We start from the raw sequence: 15106 nt of genomic DNA on the forward strand, positions 1-15106 counted from the left end.
GGATCGCGGCAAACCCTCAGGTATTGATAACCGAAGGCAAGTAACAAACAATGCATATGTATCATTCCAGCCTACCGCTTTTCGCTACACTTCCGGCGTCGGCGGAATTCCACATTAGGCAACATAGTCATGGCAACAGCTGAACAGCTCTACCCGCGAATCCTTCGGCGCAACCTAGGAGCCAGCATAGACGGCATTGTGTTGCCTGTCTTAGCTGTTACTTCAATCTATTTGCTCGCTGTCGCAGGTATTGAGAGTGGCCGCCTTAAGGCGGCCGCTGCAGTGCTTGTCATTCTTGCCTTAGAACCCTTTGCAGTAGCATTTACCGGCGGTTCGGTTGCTCATCATCTGGTTGGGATCCGCGTGCGTCGCGTTTCTTCTAACTCTAATATTGGGATTGGGGCCGCCTCGATTCGGTTTTTGGTTAAGAGCATTACCGGTCTACCCGCATTTCTTTTTGTTCTAACGACAAAGCGGCGTCAAGCATTGCACGATGTAGTAGCCGGATCGGTTATCGTCTACAGAGATGATCGGCTAGTTTTAGACCATGAGATTCTCCCTGAACTAACACGCCAAGAAGAGCACAACGTTTATCTTAGCGTTGGCGCCGACTCCTGGTTATTTTGGTATATTGGTTCGGCTGCTATTTCATTTGGGGCATAACGGTAGTCGCCCTTTGCAGCAAGGATGCGTGCTCCGAGACTGCGACCATCGTCATGATGGTCGTTACTGTTATGACTCTGGTTGGCCTTGTCGCGCTGACCATCCTTGGCTGGAAAGGATACCTATATGGGGCACGCCGTCAGCCTAGTGGCGCCTAAGGCCGTAAAGTGGAACCGGTTTACCGGGGTCCGCCGCAATAATGATGGCGTTACCCATTTGATTTGGCGGATCGCCTAGCCGCATACGCCCTACAGGCTCAATTTGCTCCGGCAAAAACTCGCTAGGCACAAACCCATGCCGAATTTGAGGTTCTGAGAGCTTTTTCGCTTAATGCCGGAAGACTGCGTCCAACGGGACCCTCGAGTACATACCCGCCGCGATCGTCCACGAACAGCCTCTTGACTGGAACAATCTACCTGATAAACTCAGCGGCCAAAGACATCCGAGCCTTATTGAAAAAATCGACCGCCAATATCCGATTTGTCGCTTCAACTATGCCTGATTTTCCGAAGAGCCGGTAATCTGCTTGAAAAGGCGGTCCAATATCAAGCCGACCTAGCGGATTTATTTGATATTCATAAATTTAGACAACGGAAAGACATGCCTTTTACACCATTTCAGATAGGGCCGGGAGCAGCAATTAAAGCATTAACCGGCCGCTATTTTAGTTTGACAGTCTTCGGAATTTATCAAGTGATTATCGACTTAGAGCCGCTAATTCGTATTTTAAGCCATGATGACATCTTGCACCGCTTTACCCATACCTATATAGGTGCGTTCGCTATAGGTTTGTTTACTCTCTTCATAGGCACAATAGTATGCCAATGGTTACTCAGCACCTGGAATGCCTGCTCGAATTTTAAATACTTGAAATGGCTACAAGTAAAATCAAGCCTTACTTGGTTTTCGGCGTCAACAGGCGCGTTTATCGGTACATTTTCACACGTAGCCCTGGATAGTATTATACAGGGCTGATATGCAACCGTTTTGGCCTATTAGGCCGGATAACGGATTATTAAATTTCATACCTGCGGCTTGGGTATACTTACTGTGCCGTTTGGGAGTAATTGGACTAATTAGCCCGTTAGTCAAAAGCTTATGGGATAAATGGGTAATCAAAATTGAATGATTAGTACCGGTAAACTAAGAAATTCCCTGTTATTTATTTCACCCACGTTCGTTTAGGCGGAATGGCCGCTTAACTATCCGTTGGGCCACCACAAAACACTCCAAACGCAGCCATTTTATTTTAGGGTACTTCAATGCAAGCCGCTGTAGCTGTATTCGGAATTCTCAGATTTCCACCCGAGCAGATGCCAAAGGTTCGCCCGCATCTACGAACCTTGGTCGAAACGACCTACCGAAGCGATGGCTGTATTGCCTATGACGTAGCGGAAGATCCGTTTGATCCCGGGCTTATTCGTTTTTCCGAACTATGGCCGGATCACGAAAGCCTTGCTCGGCATCTTCAGGCGCCGCACATCGAACCTTGGCGAACGGTTGCTAACAGTTGCGGCTTGATTGAACGAAGATTCACCGCATATGACATCACCGGTTCACGCAGTGTTTGAAGGAACTTACAGCCAATCAATCATGGCCGGGCCTGCGCTACGTTATATGTAATGAATAAGCAATTCATCCTTGCAACGCTGGTGACCGGACTTTTGCTATTCGGATGCCGGAAACACAACGGAGAACATGAGTACCTGCCAAGAAAGTGGAGCGGCGAAAAAATTATTGAGGATCCTGACTCACTCACTAAAGAACAGCTGGATCGGGTAGAGCATATACTCCGCTACTACGGAATCAAATAGCGGCGGATTTCCGATCTGAGATTACTGCTGAAGACTCGATAGACGCCGATACGTCATGGAATTTCACCTCAAAGGCCAATCATACAAAATAGCTTATGGAACATCATATTTATATTAAATAAAAAATACTTTATTATCGCGACAAAGAAAATTCAAGATACGCAAATACTCCCGTTCAACTTACTCATAATTTACAACCTCTTTGGAGCATTAAGGAATGATAATCGCCTCAAAAAAAAGAAAAATTCTTGCTATTTATATAGACTTACTGTTATTTCTTACCTTCAAGGAGTTATTCGAATATTTTTTCGAATCTGTTTTACCGTTTTTAGCTTGGATTATAGCCTTTGGATTAATTCTTTATATGTCGAACAAATTTTTACCTTCCCCGGGAAAACATTTCTTAAGCATAGAGAAAGATAATACTGTAGAGCCAATTATTTATGAAAATGAAAGCTGGCTTACCCTCTTACTCGGTGTACTATTAATTCTTGAAGGTACAAAAAATCTGGTCAGATGGACCGAATTTATGGTGCCCATGCCTTTTTTCGGGATTTTTATTGATTCCGCAGCGCAAATTATTTTTAGTGTCATTGCAGGAATTCTGTTCGTGCTTTCAGGCTATCTGATTTTAAAGCTGAAAATGCCTGGATTATTGCTGGGAATTGGCATTACCATCGTTACCATCGTATCCAGCCTATTAAGCTGGGATTTATGGGATCCATTTATTACTCAAATGGTGGAAGCCAGAAGGAACTTTCAGGATATTCCTGTAAGAGAAAGTGAAGTTGAATTTATGAATATGATTTATCCGAAAATGATCATTGTAATTGAATTCATTTATTTGATTGCTATGATATTGTCGATGCAACGCTTTAAATTGGCTTCGCGGCCCGCAACCGAAGATGACCGCTAAGTCAACTTGATTCGGTCCAGCAACGTCAGGTTCTTATGCCGGCGATTGAATACCGTCAAAATTCTCCCCTGGCATCCGCGGATATAGCGGCAGTTTTCGATGCTTCCGGCATTCGGCGTCCCAGCGCCGATTTGGCGCGGATCGAGCGTATGTTTGCTAATGCGAACCTGATTTTCTCCGCTTGGCATGAGGACAAACTCGTTGGGGTATGCCGCGCCCTGACCGATTTTAGTTATTGTTGCTATCTTTCCGACCTCGCCGTGGACAAGGCTTTTCAAAAACAAGGGATCGGCCGCGAGCTGATTGGCCGCGTTCGCCAAGCCATTGGGGAGGAAGTGGCGCTTATCCTGATATCGGCCCCCGAAGCCACGGAGTATTACCCCAAGATCGGCTTCGAGGAAGTGCAAAATGGCTTCATGATTAAACGCAGCCGGTAATTCCAAGGATCAGACGAGACGGTCGCTATCACCGTTTCTTGGCGCTACGCTATCCGTCATCAACCTGTTTTTGAACAGTTTTTCAAACTCCGGGGCCGGCAGCGGCTTTGCGAACAGAAAGCCCTGGCCGTAATCGCAGCCGATTTCTACGAGCAAGGCCAGTTGATCCCGAGTTTCCACGCCTTCGGCAATCACCTTGAGACCCAAGGCATGCGCCATGCTGACTATGGCTTTGGATAGCGCGAAATCCGTTGCGTCAAAAGTTAAGTCTCGGATGAACGAGTTATCGATTTTTAGGTAATCGATAGGAAATTTATTCAGATAAGACAAAGCGGAGTAACCGGTGCCGAAGTCGTCTATGGCTATTTGCGCACCCGCTGCGCGGAGCCGCAACAAGCGGTTGCGAATAGTCGGATGGTTTTCCAGCAGCAGACTTTCGGTAATTTCGACGACTACATTTTTACAGTCCGTATCCATCGCCATCAGCCCTTCCTGCCACTCGGCATGATTGCGGTTGCTGTCTTTAAATTGCGCAGGCGATTGGTTGACGCTGATTTGGAAGTCTGCTCCGGTTAAATGACGCCATTCCTTTAATCGGCTCATGGCTTGCTTAAATACCCAGTCGTCTATGTCCTGAATCAGCAAGCATTCTTCCGCTACCGGAAGAAACTGCGCCGGATCGATATAGCCACACGTGGGATGATTCCAACGTAACAAGGCTTCGGCTTTTACGATACAACCGCTTTGTAATTCCACTATCGGCTGATAATGAACTTCGAATTGTCGGGTATCGATAGCCGCATGGAGGTCGCGCGTCAGCTGCAGCCGTTGATCGGCCTCGTGTTGTAAGCTGGCGGTAAAAAAACAAAACCGATTACGACCTTGTTTTTTAGCCGCATACATCGCCTGATCGGCCTGTTTGAAGAGTAGCTCGGAAGTCTGTCCGTCGTCGGGAAAAACGGTTATGCCTATGCTGACCGAGATGTAAGCGGGCTGCTCGCCCAAGTAAAACGGCTTGGCTACGCACTCGATCATGTCGCGCACAACCCGCAATATGTCCGAGCCGTCGTTTAAATGGGTTAACACCGCAGTGAATTCGTCGCCGCCCAATCTGGCCACGGTATCGGCTTCGCGTACGCAACGCTGCAAGCGTTTGGCGGCCATTTTCAACAATTCGTCGCCGACCTGGTGCCCCAGGGTGTCGTTGACGTCCTTAAAATGATCCAGATCCATGAACAACAAGGCGATTTTGCTTTCTTCCCGTTCCGCCCGTTTGAGTTCCCGCTCCAATAAGTCCAAAAACATGGAACGGTTCGGCAGTCCGGTCAGCGGATCGAAATTGGCTTGCCGCCAAATTGTCGCTTCGGAGCGTTTTTTTTCGGTAATGTCGGTGAACAGTGCCACGCGCTGGCTAACCTGACCGTCGTCGGTAAAGATGGTGTCGATTTTCAACCACTCCGGGTAAATTTCCCCGTTCTTGCGACGGTTCCAGATTTCCCCTTCCCACTGGCCGGTGGTATACAAGGAGTGCCACATCTCTTGATAAAACTCAAGATCATGTTTGCCCGAACTCATGAAATTCGGATTTTGCCCCAGGGCTTCTTCCGCCGCATAGCCGGTCAGGCGCGAAAAAGCCGGATTGACCGAGACGATTCGGTTGGCGGCATTGGTGACCAGCATGCCTTCGCGGCTATTGGAATAAACCAACGCGGCTAGCCGCTGCGATTCCGCCGCCGACTTCAGCGCGGTAACGTCTCTGACGACGCCGTGCCATATGCTGCCGCCATCCGCTCGCAAGATAGGATCGGACGACAAACTGATCCAACGTATGCGGCCATGCACGATAAAACGGCCTTCCCAGCGAAAAGGCGTGATATGGGTACGGACATATTCGTTTCGTTGTTCCAAGCCGGCCAGATCGTCGGGATGAACGGCGTCGAAAGCTAAGCGATAGTTTTTCAACACCTCGGCAGCGTCCAGGCCTAAGATATGGCAAAAACGCGGACTCACATAAATGAAGCCCATGTTGCCGTCGGCACCGAATTGCCAACTATAAATGCCGTCCGGAATGTTTCTGATCAACTGAGCGTAACGCTGTTCGCTTTCTTGTAAAACCCGTTGGGTGTTTTCCAAACGCTGCAGCGCTACCGCCATGTCGGCGCGGGTCGCCTGATCCGAGAGCAGCAAATTTTCGATTTCGGCTTCCAGATTTCGTGCGGACGGAGACACGACGAATTCGTCGTAAGCGTGGCCTTTGGCGACGAAATGCGTTTGCGTGGCCCAGCAGTTACATCCGAACAATTTGCCGCAAATGCCGGCCAATTTGCCGGCCAGCATGCCGCTGCCCCAACACACGCCCAAGGCTTTTTGGTAAGCGCCTTCCCAGTTGTTGAAGGCTCTAAACACGCATTGTTTTTTTTCCGGGGAATAGCTCACCAGTTGCCAATCGCCCCAGCCGGCGACTTTGGCATTCAAATTCAACTGGGCGAAGCCTTCGGAGAAATCCGCATATTCTTGAATCAACAACCAATCGGATTCCACGCTCTTGCGGCCTTCGGCCTGCAACGCCAAACTGAACCGCTCCGGACCCACCATGGACGCCACACCCGACATCAAACCGGCCAAGGTAGAGTCTATCCACATCATCGCGACCGGAATATCTCTAAACGTACAGCCGCCGGTTCGCGTGTTCCAGGAAATTTCTATGCCGTCGACATTGATGGCGCTTTGAGATTCGCCGGATTGTAATGGGGCTGGCGTCGAAATAGGCATAGCGGAGTCGGAAGCCGGTAATTGTTAATAAATTTGTTCACCAAGGTAATGCCTGCATGATGTGAATTAGTGTAGTGGCTTTTGTTAGCGCCGCTGGGCTTAATTCAGCACCCGGCCGGCCTTCCCTGCTATGCTGCACACATCCCATGCTTAAACCATTTGAACATCAGTGAACGTGTATGAAAACCGTGGTGGAACATTCTGATTCGCTTGTAAACTTTGCCGACAGTTTTCTGATTCCAGTTGCTGCAAGGAGGGATAGAGAACTATGAATTTTGCTTCGGACAATTGGGCCGGGGCCCATCCTGTCATCGCCCAACGCCTACTGGACGCCGCTAGCGGTTTTGCGGCCCCTTATGGCGTCAGCGAGCAGGACAAACACATAGAACAGCGTTTTAACGAACTGTTCGAGCGCGAAGTGGCGGTGTTTTTCGTAGGCACCGGTACCGCTGCCAACTCCTTGGCCTTGGCGACGGTCAACCGTCCGGGCGGCGTGAGCTTTTGCCACCGAGAAGCGCATATGCTGGAAGACGAATGCGGCGCGCCGGAGTTTTTTACCCACGGTGCCCGCTTAGCGCCGGTAGACGGTGATTTCGGCAAGATAAACCCGCAGCAATTAAAAGCGGAAATTGCCCGCTTCCCGCCCGGCTTTATCCATGCCGGTCAACCGATGGCGATATCCATCACGCAAGCCACCGAAATCGGCACGCTATACCAGCCGGAGCATATCGCTGCGATAGCCGACATCGCCAAACAGCACGATTTGCCGCTGCATATGGACGGGGCGCGTTTCGCCAATGCCTTGGCGGCATTGGCGTTAACCCCGGCGCAAATGACGTGGAAATTGGGAGTGGATATTGTGTCGTTCGGTGCGACCAAAAACGGTTGTTGGTGCGCCGAGGCTTTGGTATTTATGCATCCGGATCAGGCCAAAGACTTGCCTTTCATTCGCAAGCGGGCGGCGCAGTTGTTTTCCAAAAGCCGTTTCATCGCCTGCCAATTCGATGCCTATCTCGAAGGCGATTTATGGCTGCAGATGGCAAACCATGCCAATGCGATGGCCGCCCGCCTGCAGCAAGGCATTGCCGCTTCGTCGTCAGCACGGCTGGCTTGGCCGGCCGAAGCCAACGAGGTATTTGCCGTATTCAGCGAACCTGTCGCCGCGCGCTTACGCCAAAACGGTGCCGTATTCTATCCGTGGAACCCGCCGCGCGCCCGGCCCGGTTTGTTGAAAGACGGGGAAATCCTGGTTCGCTTGGTAGCCAGTTTTGCCACACGGCAACACGAGGTCGATCGTTTCGTCGACTTGCTGCGCTAACCCGCAAACCGTTTGCGCACACTACGGGAGTGCTGCCGAGACCTTAACGGCGGCCTCTGCGAAAGAAGCGTGGATTCCTCATTTTTACTTAACCTTGCACAAACTAACCGGGCAATTTCATCGGCACAAAGGCAACGCCGTTTTCCTCAACTCGGATCCCCTGGATTTCGAAGCCGAACCGTTCGTAAACAGGCAGCGCATGCGGTGCGGCGTTAACGGTAAAACCCTGAGCGTTTCCGCTTTCGACAGCCTTAGCTTTGGCCCTTGCCCACAGGCTCGAAGCGATACCGCGGCGCTGAAACTTGGCTGCCACGAATAAATGATAAAGGTGGCTACCATCCCGAACGGCTACTACCCCGGCCAGCTCTGAATCAACGTAGCCCAGGAGATAAATAAAGTTCGGGCTTGTAACGTAGCCGGCGATGGCTTCCGGTGTAACAGAGGAAAAGAATGGCTGTGCGCCCTCCCCGTTTGGATGGATCGTGCAGTAATGGGCTTCACCTTGAATGAGGGCACTGATGTTTTCCGCGTCGGCGGGCAATGCGCTACGAATCGTGACGTGTAGACTCATAATGACGACGCTAATCTGCGGCAACGTTTAAGGATGAAGGGGTATTTACCTAGTATTTGATTTTACTCTGCAGATCATCCCAGGCCTGAAACGGTAATCCCGCATTGTTCAGCTTGAGATAAATCATAGGGATGCACCGGTTATCGGAGGATTTTCCGATTTCATCGTAAATAAAACGGTCGTCAAAGCCGGCTTGTGCCGCATCCTGCCGGTTACAAGCATAATAAACAGCTTGTAACCGAGCCCAATAAATCGCCCCCAAACACATGGGACAAGGTTCGCAGCTGGTGTAAAGCGTGCATCCGGTCAATTGGAAGCTACCCAGCTCCCGGCAGGCCAACCGGATGGCCAAGACTTCGGCATGCGCGGTGGGATCCAGATTGGCCGTCACCCGGTTACCGCTGGCGGCAATGACTTTATCGTCCTTGACCACCAAAGCGCCGAACGGTCCGCCGCCTTGTCCCACGTTATCGACGGCTAGTTCGACCGCGCGGCGTAGGAAGCTGGAATGCATGATTTACAAACCCAAGGGATTGTCCGGGTCCACCCCGGTCATGAACGGTAAACGGCGATCTTCATTGGTGATTTGGTAGACTTTACCTAACCAGTTGTTAAACACCGCTTTAGCCGAATCGCGCCAAGTTATATCCAATTCATCGATGATTTGCGCTTCCGGCATGGGCGCTATCGCCTGCCCCGCGGCTTTGGCGTTTTTGACTTGTTGCGCGTAATCGCTCAATAAGGCTTGCATTTCGGGCTTGAAATAATTATCCGGAAACGGCGGATAATCGTCGCGTTCGCCGTGATAAAACCGCAGCACCTCGCGCTTATATTCTTTCAGCAAACTGATGTCGTCGTATTCCGGATGTCCCTGAAAAAACACGGTGCGAAAACCGTCCGGACTCACTGCCAAATGCACCCCGGCCTCCCGACCGGCCACCAATATTTTCAAGCCGTGCTTTTCCATATCGGCGCGGAACACCTCGTTGAAACGCGAATGCGGCACGTCGAAACGGGTGTTGATTTCCGCCACCAGCGGATGTTTTTTATCGACCACAGTATGCGGAAAAACCCCCCAACGCTTGGCCGGTAAGCGGGTGCGCTCCACGCCGTAGCTGTGTTGGATCAAGGCGTGAGTGGCCAAGCACGAACATAAAACGGAAGTCACGTGTTGATGCGCCCATTCGAACACTTCCGTTAAAGGTCGCCAAAACGGTTCGTCCTGCAAATGATCGTGAGTCACGTTGGCACCGCTGATAATCAACGCATCCAAACCGTCCTGTTTGATGCGCTCGAAACTTTCGTAATAGGTACGAATGTGCGCCAATGCAGCGGGCCCTCGTTCCAGCCCGTCGATAGTAAACGGATGAACGTGAAATTGAGCGATCTGATTGCAGGCCCCGACCAGGCGGAAAAACTGGCGTTCGGTGGCTTCCAAGGCCGCATCCGGCATGATATTCAACAAGCCGATATGCAATTCGCGTATGCACTGGTGTTCGGCGCGATCCGGGGTCAGAATTTCTTCGCCTTCTTCCTGCAAACGGCGAAAAGTGGGCAACGCGGTATGAGCAACTAACGGCATAGCGAAAGTCCGTTAGTGACTTTGCCGCGCAATCGCTTGCGCGATCAATTGGATAAAGTCGTCTTCGCTTTGTATGCCCGCAACCTCGTCGGCATCGAGGGTATAACCGTATTGCGCGGCAATGGCTTCGTAGCGCGGCACACGCGCCCGAAACAACTCGGGAAATACCCAACTGACAAAGTCGTCGGGAGCGATTTGGTCGGTCGATTGATAACCACGTTCCGCCATAAACTGCGCCAGTTTTTCGTCGACGAATTCAGGTCGATAATACAAAGGCTTAGGATCCTTTTTAGCCCGTTCGATAATGGTTTGTTCCAATGTCGGTGGAATTTTAATGTAGACGATCAGCGTATGCTCGGCCAAGGCTTCTATCACTTCCGGGCAATCCAGCTCGCAGACGCTACCGCCGGCGTCGTTAATGAAATGTCGGTAGCCGTAAATATCTTCCGCTTTATGAATGAAATCCGGCACATCCTTCATGGCTGCGACTTCCGCCTGATGATGCAGGGCTTGGCGGCGCTTGAATTCGTCCAAAGACAAACCGCCTTTGCCGGGGTCACCGATTTTACCCAGAAAGGTAGACACGGGCGATAAGTTCTCTACCGTGATATTGCTGCAGATATAAATGGAATCGGATTTAAGCAAATCGCGCAGGAAAGGCACCCCCATCGCCTGCTGTTTAATATTGTCCAATATCGGCTCTTCCAGATATTTGGTGCCGATACGGTAGTCACCGGAATAATGGAACCATTTGTCCTTAGGTAATTTGTTCGACAAAGTGGTCTTACCGGCGCCGGACATTGCCAGCAAAGTGATGCATTTGGATTCCCAGTCCAAAAATTGTTGCGGGGTCATTTTCATAAAGTAATTTCAATCCAGATAGTTACTAAGATCTAAATCTTCCTGATCGGGTCTGGCGTGACGATCCGGGTCACTGTAACCCAACTCGTCGTCTTCCAAAGCACCGAACGGCGCGCTCCAATCGTCCGGGTCTTCGATGTAATCGAAAGTCGACGCGTACCAAGCTTCGTTGTCGTATTCGCCCAAATCGCCGTTGGCGTACTGCACCTCGATGGTATCGTCCTTCCCGTCGATCGCCACTACTTTAAAAGTCAGGTCGTTTTCGAAGTCTTTATACCAGCGGCCAATGACCGGATCGGTTATTGTAGTCATCTTCGCATCCTCGCTGTGGTTGATGGTTAATCTATCATAGCCGAGATTGCTAATCGGGTGAATTTCGAACCGGCATTACAAGCAGGGATTCGATTACAATGAAACGCGATTAACCCTGCATTTTATAGCCGTATGAATGAGAATCGCGTTATCGAGTTGGAAATCAAGCTAGCCTATCAGGAAGACTTGCTTCAAACCCTGAACCAGGCGGTTGCCGAACAGCAAAAACAAATCGGCAAGCTGGAAGAAACCTGCAAACTGTTACACGAAAAAATCAAAAGCCTGGCGCAGGCCGACCGCCTGCCTAATCAGGCGGACGAGCGCCCGCCGCATTATTAGTCTTAAGATTAACCCATGAGGCCTACTCGGCACGGCCACTGCCGACATTGGAACCATGAAAGGTCCCCCCCCTAACCCGGTCAAATCCAGTCGCTCTGCGATTCATCAGCGTCGAAGTCGCTATCGCTAGCGTCGTCGATTAAGAATTGGCTATCTTCTTCTTGGGCAAATTGATCGGAATCCCCGTAATAATTGTTGACCACGGTTTGCTCCGGCGTACCCCCGCCACCCCAGTGATTTTCTTGCCCCCAAGCCGCGCCGGTATTGTGGTGACCCAGCAAGTTTTCTATGCCTTGGAACAAGAACGATCCGGCCACGACGCCCGCGGCGGTAGTAGCGACACTGCCGAGAAAACTGGAGCCTAAGCCTCCGGCTTGCGGAGCGGCATAACGACCTAGGTTATTCGAGCCACCGGACTGCTGAGGCATTTGATAAGCGGCCGCCCCTGGAACTCCGCCGCCCGCAGGCGCTGCCCAAGGATCGTTATTCAAAAAGCCTGAGCCTCCGGGTTGGTGGCGTTGTTGGATCTGTTGCTGCAATTCGGCGATTTGCGCTTGTGCGGCGTGCAATGCGTGATCTTGCAACAAGCAGCGTTGGACTAACAAATAGGCGGAGTCCGGCTGCTTGGCCAACGCTTCATTAATTAAACGCTCCGCTTCGTCATCCTTACCGGCTGTCTTGACGGCGGTCAATTGCTGCAAAAAAGCATTGAGTTGTTCACGTTCGCTGACATTCATAAAATAATCCTCAAATTCGTGCTAAATCAATCGGTTTGGCGTTTGTCCAGCAAAATGCCTTTATCGTTCAGAGCCACGCGCCAATTGACTCCATTAGCGCGCAAATACACTTCGTACTCTTGTCCGGCCCCGTTAGGATTTCCGATGAGCTCAGCGTGTTGTAGTTCAAATTCCGGAAACGCTTGCTTCAACGCAGCCATGGCCTCCGGCGAGACCTCTCCTAAGTTTGCCACTTTGTATTCGTTGGTTACTAAATGTCCTTTGGCATTGAAAAGTTCTAAAATTTCAACGCCTTCTTGGTCTTTAAAGCTCACTTCCAACAATGGTTGACCGAAATGCGTTTCGTTAATCCCGCGCAAATTACCGGCTCCGGGATGACGTTTCATGATGTTTGCAACGACATTGTCCGGTACGGTTATGCTTGGCGGTTCGGCATAAACGGTTACTGCGGCCGCACTGAACGCGGCAGCCAACGATAAATAAATCAGGTGGCGCATGGTGTCCTCGTTATTGTTATAAGTTGTCAAGAATCAAACTCCCCCGCTCTGACCGGACCGATAGAAGTTTTGTTCAACGCCTCTCGGTATCGGACCTTTAGATGCCGGCGATCAATTCGATAGCAGTGTCGTTGATGCGGGCGTTCGAAAAAAGCGGCGGGCGGATGAGTCCATCGGCCACGCCGATTTCAATTCAATGTGCGAACGCAAACATTCAGTACGGTAGGCGCATTGTAGCGACGATGATCACTCAAACCGTTCGCTCTTAAATTCATTAACAACGCCCGCCAAGAACAAGGGCGAAACAACAGCCCGGCCCTATCCTTAAACACTAAAGCTTTCGCCGCAACCGCAAGTAGCTTTAACATTGGGATTGTTAAATTTAAAGACTTCGTTAAACCCTTCCCTGGCATAATCCAGTTCAATTCCGTCCAATTTATCCAAATCGTCCGACTTTACTAACACCTTCACGTCGAATTGTTCGAAAACCACCTCGTCGCCGGCTTGCTCGTCCGCATAGTCCAGCACGTAAGCATACCCGGAACAACCGGCGGTTTTCACCCCCAGGCGCAGACCTAAGCCTGAACCACGCTTTTGCAATTGTTTTTGAATTTGGCGTGCAGCGCGTTCGGTTACGTTGATTGTCATACTATTCTCCTATTTTTCCAGCAAGGCTTTAAGCGCATTAACAAAATTATCTACATCGTTTTCCGAATTATCCTTCCCCAGACTCACCCGAATAGCCGATTTCGCTAAATCGGCGGACAGACCCATCGCCGCCAGCACAGGACTCACCGCATCGGAACCGGCCGCGCAAGCCGAGCCGCTGGAAACGGCTATGCCTTGTTTATCCAAACGCATCAGCAACATTTCACCGTTGACGCCTTGCACACCGAACTGCACGGTATTCGGCAAACGCTCTACCGCTTCGGCAAAGATGGTTAACCCGGGAATACGGCTGAGTTGTCGCTCCAACCTTAGGCGTAAGTGCTTGGCTAAGTCCATTCTGTGTTGCAATTCCAGCTTGGTCAATTCCGCGGCTTTGCCGAAACCGACGATAGCGGCGACATTTTCGGTCCCCGCCCTTAATCCGGCTTCCTGATCACCACCGAACAGCAGCGGCTGCAATTCGGTATCCATGGCCCTTACCAGCGCGCCGCAACCCTTGGGACCATAGATTTTATGACTGGACAAAGACATCAAACTCACCCCCAGCTGCCGAAAACTCACCGGTATTTTCCCCAAAGCCTGCACCGCATCCGTATGCACAATGACCGCTTTTTCCACCGCCGCTGCCGCCAAAAACCGGACCGGCTGAATGGCACCGGTCTCATTATTGGCCAGCATCAAAGACACAAAGTCCCCGGGCTTTAACGGCAGATCGGCAATCGTCGCTTCGGCTACCAAGCCCGAACGGCCGACAGGAATTTGGCCTATCTGCGGATAGTGCGCGCGATTGCCGCTAGCATTGTCCGATACGGAAGGGTGTTCGATGGCCGACAGCCAAACCGCTCGCCCTCTGGCAAACGCCAACGCTTGCGTATTCGCTTCGGTACCGCCGCTGGTAAAAGTGATTTGGTTCGGGCTTGCATCGATTAATGCAGCCACTTGTTCTCGAGCGGTGTCGACCGCGCTACGTGCTATCCGCCCGAACCTATACAGACTGGAAGGGTTGCCGTAAAAACGCTGCAAATACGGCAACATTGCTTCGACTACCCGCTCATCGACCGGAGTAGTAGCATTATGATCCAGATAAATCATTACGCCATTCTGCGTTCCTTAATCGTTTGGATATCCACCACTTGCTCGACTTGCTTGCTTTGCCGCTTAGCCACTTCGCTAACGGCTTCCCGTTCAAGCAACTGACCTAAGGAAATCTGTTTCAGATACGCGCGGATCTGATCGCTCAATCCCATCCATAAATCATGGGTAATACAAGGTTGATCGTTATGACAATTGGCTTTTCCGCCGCATTTGGTCGAATCAACCGGCTCGTCCACGGCTTCGATGATATCCGCCACGTTGATTTCGTAGGCGCCTCGGCTCAGCGTATAACCGCCTCCCGGACCTCTAACGCCTTTAACCATACCGGCTTTGCGCAAGCGGGCGAATAATTGTTCCAGATAAGACAGCGAGATGGTTTGCCGAGTCGCGATATCGGTCAAGGTCACCGGATTTTTCTGGCTATGGTACGCAAGATCAAGCATCGCCGTAACCGCATAGCGTCCTTTAGTCGTGAGTCGCATAGAGCCCCCCTTAGATTAAGCCCATTGAATGTGAGGGCAAT

The 15106-nt window shown here is 50.9% G+C and carries 18 protein-coding genes; 7 read left to right on the forward strand and 11 right to left on the reverse strand.

Going from position 1 to position 15106, the window contains the following annotated elements:
* Positions 1–129 precede the first annotated feature (129 nt).
* The 5 genes from F1E05_RS13895 (at position 130) to F1E05_RS13920 (ending at position 3830) form a co-directional block, all read left to right on the forward strand.
* Positions 130–663, forward strand: coding sequence for an RDD family protein (locus tag F1E05_RS13895; protein WP_150049441.1), 534 nt, complete (start codon positions 130–132; stop codon positions 661–663).
* Between the two features lie 480 nt (positions 664–1143).
* Positions 1144–1638 carry a hypothetical protein gene (locus tag F1E05_RS13900; RefSeq protein WP_150049443.1) on the forward strand — a complete coding sequence of 165 codons (495 nt, stop codon included), beginning with the start codon at positions 1144–1146 and terminating at the stop codon, positions 1636–1638.
* Between the two features lie 287 nt (positions 1639–1925).
* Positions 1926–2234 (forward strand): putative quinol monooxygenase, encoded by a 309-nt coding sequence (locus tag F1E05_RS13905; protein WP_150049445.1) that lies wholly within the window; start codon positions 1926–1928, stop codon positions 2232–2234.
* A gap of 460 nt (positions 2235–2694) precedes the next feature.
* Positions 2695–3393, forward strand: a complete 699-nt coding sequence (locus F1E05_RS13915; RefSeq protein ID WP_150049449.1) for a hypothetical protein — start codon at positions 2695–2697, stop codon at positions 3391–3393.
* A 35-nt stretch (positions 3394–3428) separates the two neighbouring features.
* A complete protein-coding gene (locus F1E05_RS13920; protein ID WP_150049451.1) occupies positions 3429–3830 on the forward strand; it encodes a GNAT family N-acetyltransferase in 402 nt (133 codons plus the stop codon).
* 9 nt (positions 3831–3839) lie between these two features.
* Here F1E05_RS13920 and F1E05_RS13925 read toward each other — a convergent pair whose 3' ends face one another.
* On the reverse strand, positions 3840–6602 hold the full coding sequence (locus F1E05_RS13925; RefSeq protein WP_150049453.1) for an EAL domain-containing protein: 2763 nt from the start codon (positions 6600–6602) through the stop codon (positions 3840–3842).
* A 268-nt stretch (positions 6603–6870) separates the two neighbouring features.
* Here F1E05_RS13925 and F1E05_RS13930 point away from each other — a divergent pair, with 268 nt between their 5' ends.
* Entirely contained in the window at positions 6871–7920 is a 1050-nt protein-coding gene (locus F1E05_RS13930) for a threonine aldolase family protein (RefSeq protein ID WP_150049455.1), read from the forward strand.
* A 103-nt stretch (positions 7921–8023) separates the two neighbouring features.
* On the opposite strand, the gene F1E05_RS13935 is transcribed toward F1E05_RS13930, so the two are convergent.
* From F1E05_RS13935 to F1E05_RS13955, 5 genes are read right to left on the reverse strand one after another with little or no spacing between them, the layout of a single operon-like run.
* Positions 8024–8491 carry a GNAT family N-acetyltransferase gene (locus F1E05_RS13935; RefSeq protein ID WP_150049457.1) on the reverse strand — a complete coding sequence of 156 codons (468 nt, stop codon included), beginning with the start codon at positions 8489–8491 and terminating at the stop codon, positions 8024–8026.
* A gap of 49 nt (positions 8492–8540) precedes the next feature.
* Positions 8541–9005: a nucleoside deaminase gene (locus F1E05_RS13940; protein ID WP_269473485.1), complete on the reverse strand. Its 465-nt coding sequence runs from the start codon at positions 9003–9005 to the stop codon at positions 8541–8543.
* A 3-nt stretch (positions 9006–9008) separates the two neighbouring features.
* The gene (gene metA, locus F1E05_RS13945) at positions 9009–10073 is read right to left on the reverse strand and encodes a homoserine O-succinyltransferase MetA (protein ID WP_150049461.1); all 1065 of its coding nucleotides are present in this window, start codon (positions 10071–10073) and stop codon (positions 9009–9011) included.
* Between the two features lie 12 nt (positions 10074–10085).
* Positions 10086–10934, reverse strand: coding sequence for an ATPase (locus F1E05_RS13950; protein ID WP_150049463.1), 849 nt, complete (start codon positions 10932–10934; stop codon positions 10086–10088).
* A 9-nt stretch (positions 10935–10943) separates the two neighbouring features.
* Positions 10944–11246 carry a DUF6763 family protein gene (locus tag F1E05_RS13955; RefSeq protein ID WP_150049465.1) on the reverse strand — a complete coding sequence of 101 codons (303 nt, stop codon included), beginning with the start codon at positions 11244–11246 and terminating at the stop codon, positions 10944–10946.
* A 132-nt stretch (positions 11247–11378) separates the two neighbouring features.
* On the opposite strand from F1E05_RS13955, the gene F1E05_RS13960 reads away from it, so the two are divergent.
* Entirely contained in the window at positions 11379–11585 is a 207-nt protein-coding gene (locus F1E05_RS13960) for a SlyX family protein (RefSeq protein ID WP_150049467.1), read from the forward strand.
* A gap of 80 nt (positions 11586–11665) precedes the next feature.
* On the opposite strand, the gene F1E05_RS13965 is transcribed toward F1E05_RS13960, so the two are convergent.
* From F1E05_RS13965 to F1E05_RS13985, 5 genes are all read right to left on the reverse strand, one after another.
* Positions 11666–12322, reverse strand: coding sequence for a DUF2076 domain-containing protein (locus F1E05_RS13965; RefSeq protein WP_150049469.1), 657 nt, complete (start codon positions 12320–12322; stop codon positions 11666–11668).
* Positions 12323–12348: 26 nt separating this feature from the next.
* Entirely contained in the window at positions 12349–12819 is a 471-nt protein-coding gene (locus F1E05_RS13970) for a hypothetical protein (protein ID WP_150049471.1), read from the reverse strand.
* Between the two features lie 324 nt (positions 12820–13143).
* A complete protein-coding gene (locus F1E05_RS13975; RefSeq protein WP_150049473.1) occupies positions 13144–13467 on the reverse strand; it encodes a HesB/IscA family protein in 324 nt (107 codons plus the stop codon).
* Between the two features lie 9 nt (positions 13468–13476).
* A complete protein-coding gene (locus F1E05_RS13980) occupies positions 13477–14580 on the reverse strand; it encodes a cysteine desulfurase family protein (RefSeq protein ID WP_150049475.1) in 1104 nt (367 codons plus the stop codon).
* On the reverse strand, positions 14580–15065 hold the full coding sequence (locus tag F1E05_RS13985; protein ID WP_150049477.1) for a Fe-S cluster assembly transcription factor: 486 nt from the start codon (positions 15063–15065) through the stop codon (positions 14580–14582). The genes F1E05_RS13980 and F1E05_RS13985 overlap by 1 nt, the downstream gene beginning before the upstream one ends.
* Between the last annotated feature and the right edge of the window lie 41 nt (positions 15066–15106).

This window comes from Methylomonas rhizoryzae (genome assembly GCF_008632455.1).
Taxonomy (GTDB): Bacteria; Pseudomonadota; Gammaproteobacteria; order Methylococcales; family Methylomonadaceae; genus Methylomonas; species Methylomonas rhizoryzae.

What these genes read in the sequence shown, in the direction of transcription:
- F1E05_RS13895 (WP_150049441.1), top strand. Translation starts at nt 130, where the DNA reads ATGGCAACAGCTGAACAGCTCTACCCGCGAATCCTTCGGCGCAACCTA.
- F1E05_RS13905 (WP_150049445.1), top strand. Translation starts at nt 1,926, where the DNA reads ATGCAAGCCGCTGTAGCTGTATTCGGAATTCTCAGATTTCCACCCGAG.
- F1E05_RS13915 (WP_150049449.1), top strand. Translation starts at nt 2,695, where the DNA reads ATGATAATCGCCTCAAAAAAAAGAAAAATTCTTGCTATTTATATAGAC.
- F1E05_RS13920 (WP_150049451.1), top strand. Translation starts at nt 3,429, where the DNA reads ATGCCGGCGATTGAATACCGTCAAAATTCTCCCCTGGCATCCGCGGAT.
- F1E05_RS13925 (WP_150049453.1), bottom strand. Translation starts at nt 6,602, where the DNA reads ATGCCTATTTCGACGCCAGCCCCATTACAATCCGGCGAATCTCAAAGC.
- F1E05_RS13930 (WP_150049455.1), top strand. Translation starts at nt 6,871, where the DNA reads ATGAATTTTGCTTCGGACAATTGGGCCGGGGCCCATCCTGTCATCGCC.
- F1E05_RS13935 (WP_150049457.1), bottom strand. Translation starts at nt 8,491, where the DNA reads ATGAGTCTACACGTCACGATTCGTAGCGCATTGCCCGCCGACGCGGAA.
- F1E05_RS13940 (WP_269473485.1), bottom strand. Translation starts at nt 9,005, where the DNA reads ATGCATTCCAGCTTCCTACGCCGCGCGGTCGAACTAGCCGTCGATAAC.
- metA (WP_150049461.1), bottom strand. Translation starts at nt 10,073, where the DNA reads ATGCCGTTAGTTGCTCATACCGCGTTGCCCACTTTTCGCCGTTTGCAG.
- F1E05_RS13950 (WP_150049463.1), bottom strand. Translation starts at nt 10,934, where the DNA reads ATGAAAATGACCCCGCAACAATTTTTGGACTGGGAATCCAAATGCATC.
- F1E05_RS13955 (WP_150049465.1), bottom strand. Translation starts at nt 11,246, where the DNA reads ATGACTACAATAACCGATCCGGTCATTGGCCGCTGGTATAAAGACTTC.
- F1E05_RS13960 (WP_150049467.1), top strand. Translation starts at nt 11,379, where the DNA reads ATGAATGAGAATCGCGTTATCGAGTTGGAAATCAAGCTAGCCTATCAG.
- F1E05_RS13965 (WP_150049469.1), bottom strand. Translation starts at nt 12,322, where the DNA reads ATGAATGTCAGCGAACGTGAACAACTCAATGCTTTTTTGCAGCAATTG.
- F1E05_RS13970 (WP_150049471.1), bottom strand. Translation starts at nt 12,819, where the DNA reads ATGCGCCACCTGATTTATTTATCGTTGGCTGCCGCGTTCAGTGCGGCC.
- F1E05_RS13975 (WP_150049473.1), bottom strand. Translation starts at nt 13,467, where the DNA reads ATGACAATCAACGTAACCGAACGCGCTGCACGCCAAATTCAAAAACAA.
- F1E05_RS13980 (WP_150049475.1), bottom strand. Translation starts at nt 14,580, where the DNA reads ATGATTTATCTGGATCATAATGCTACTACTCCGGTCGATGAGCGGGTA.
- F1E05_RS13985 (WP_150049477.1), bottom strand. Translation starts at nt 15,065, where the DNA reads ATGCGACTCACGACTAAAGGACGCTATGCGGTTACGGCGATGCTTGAT.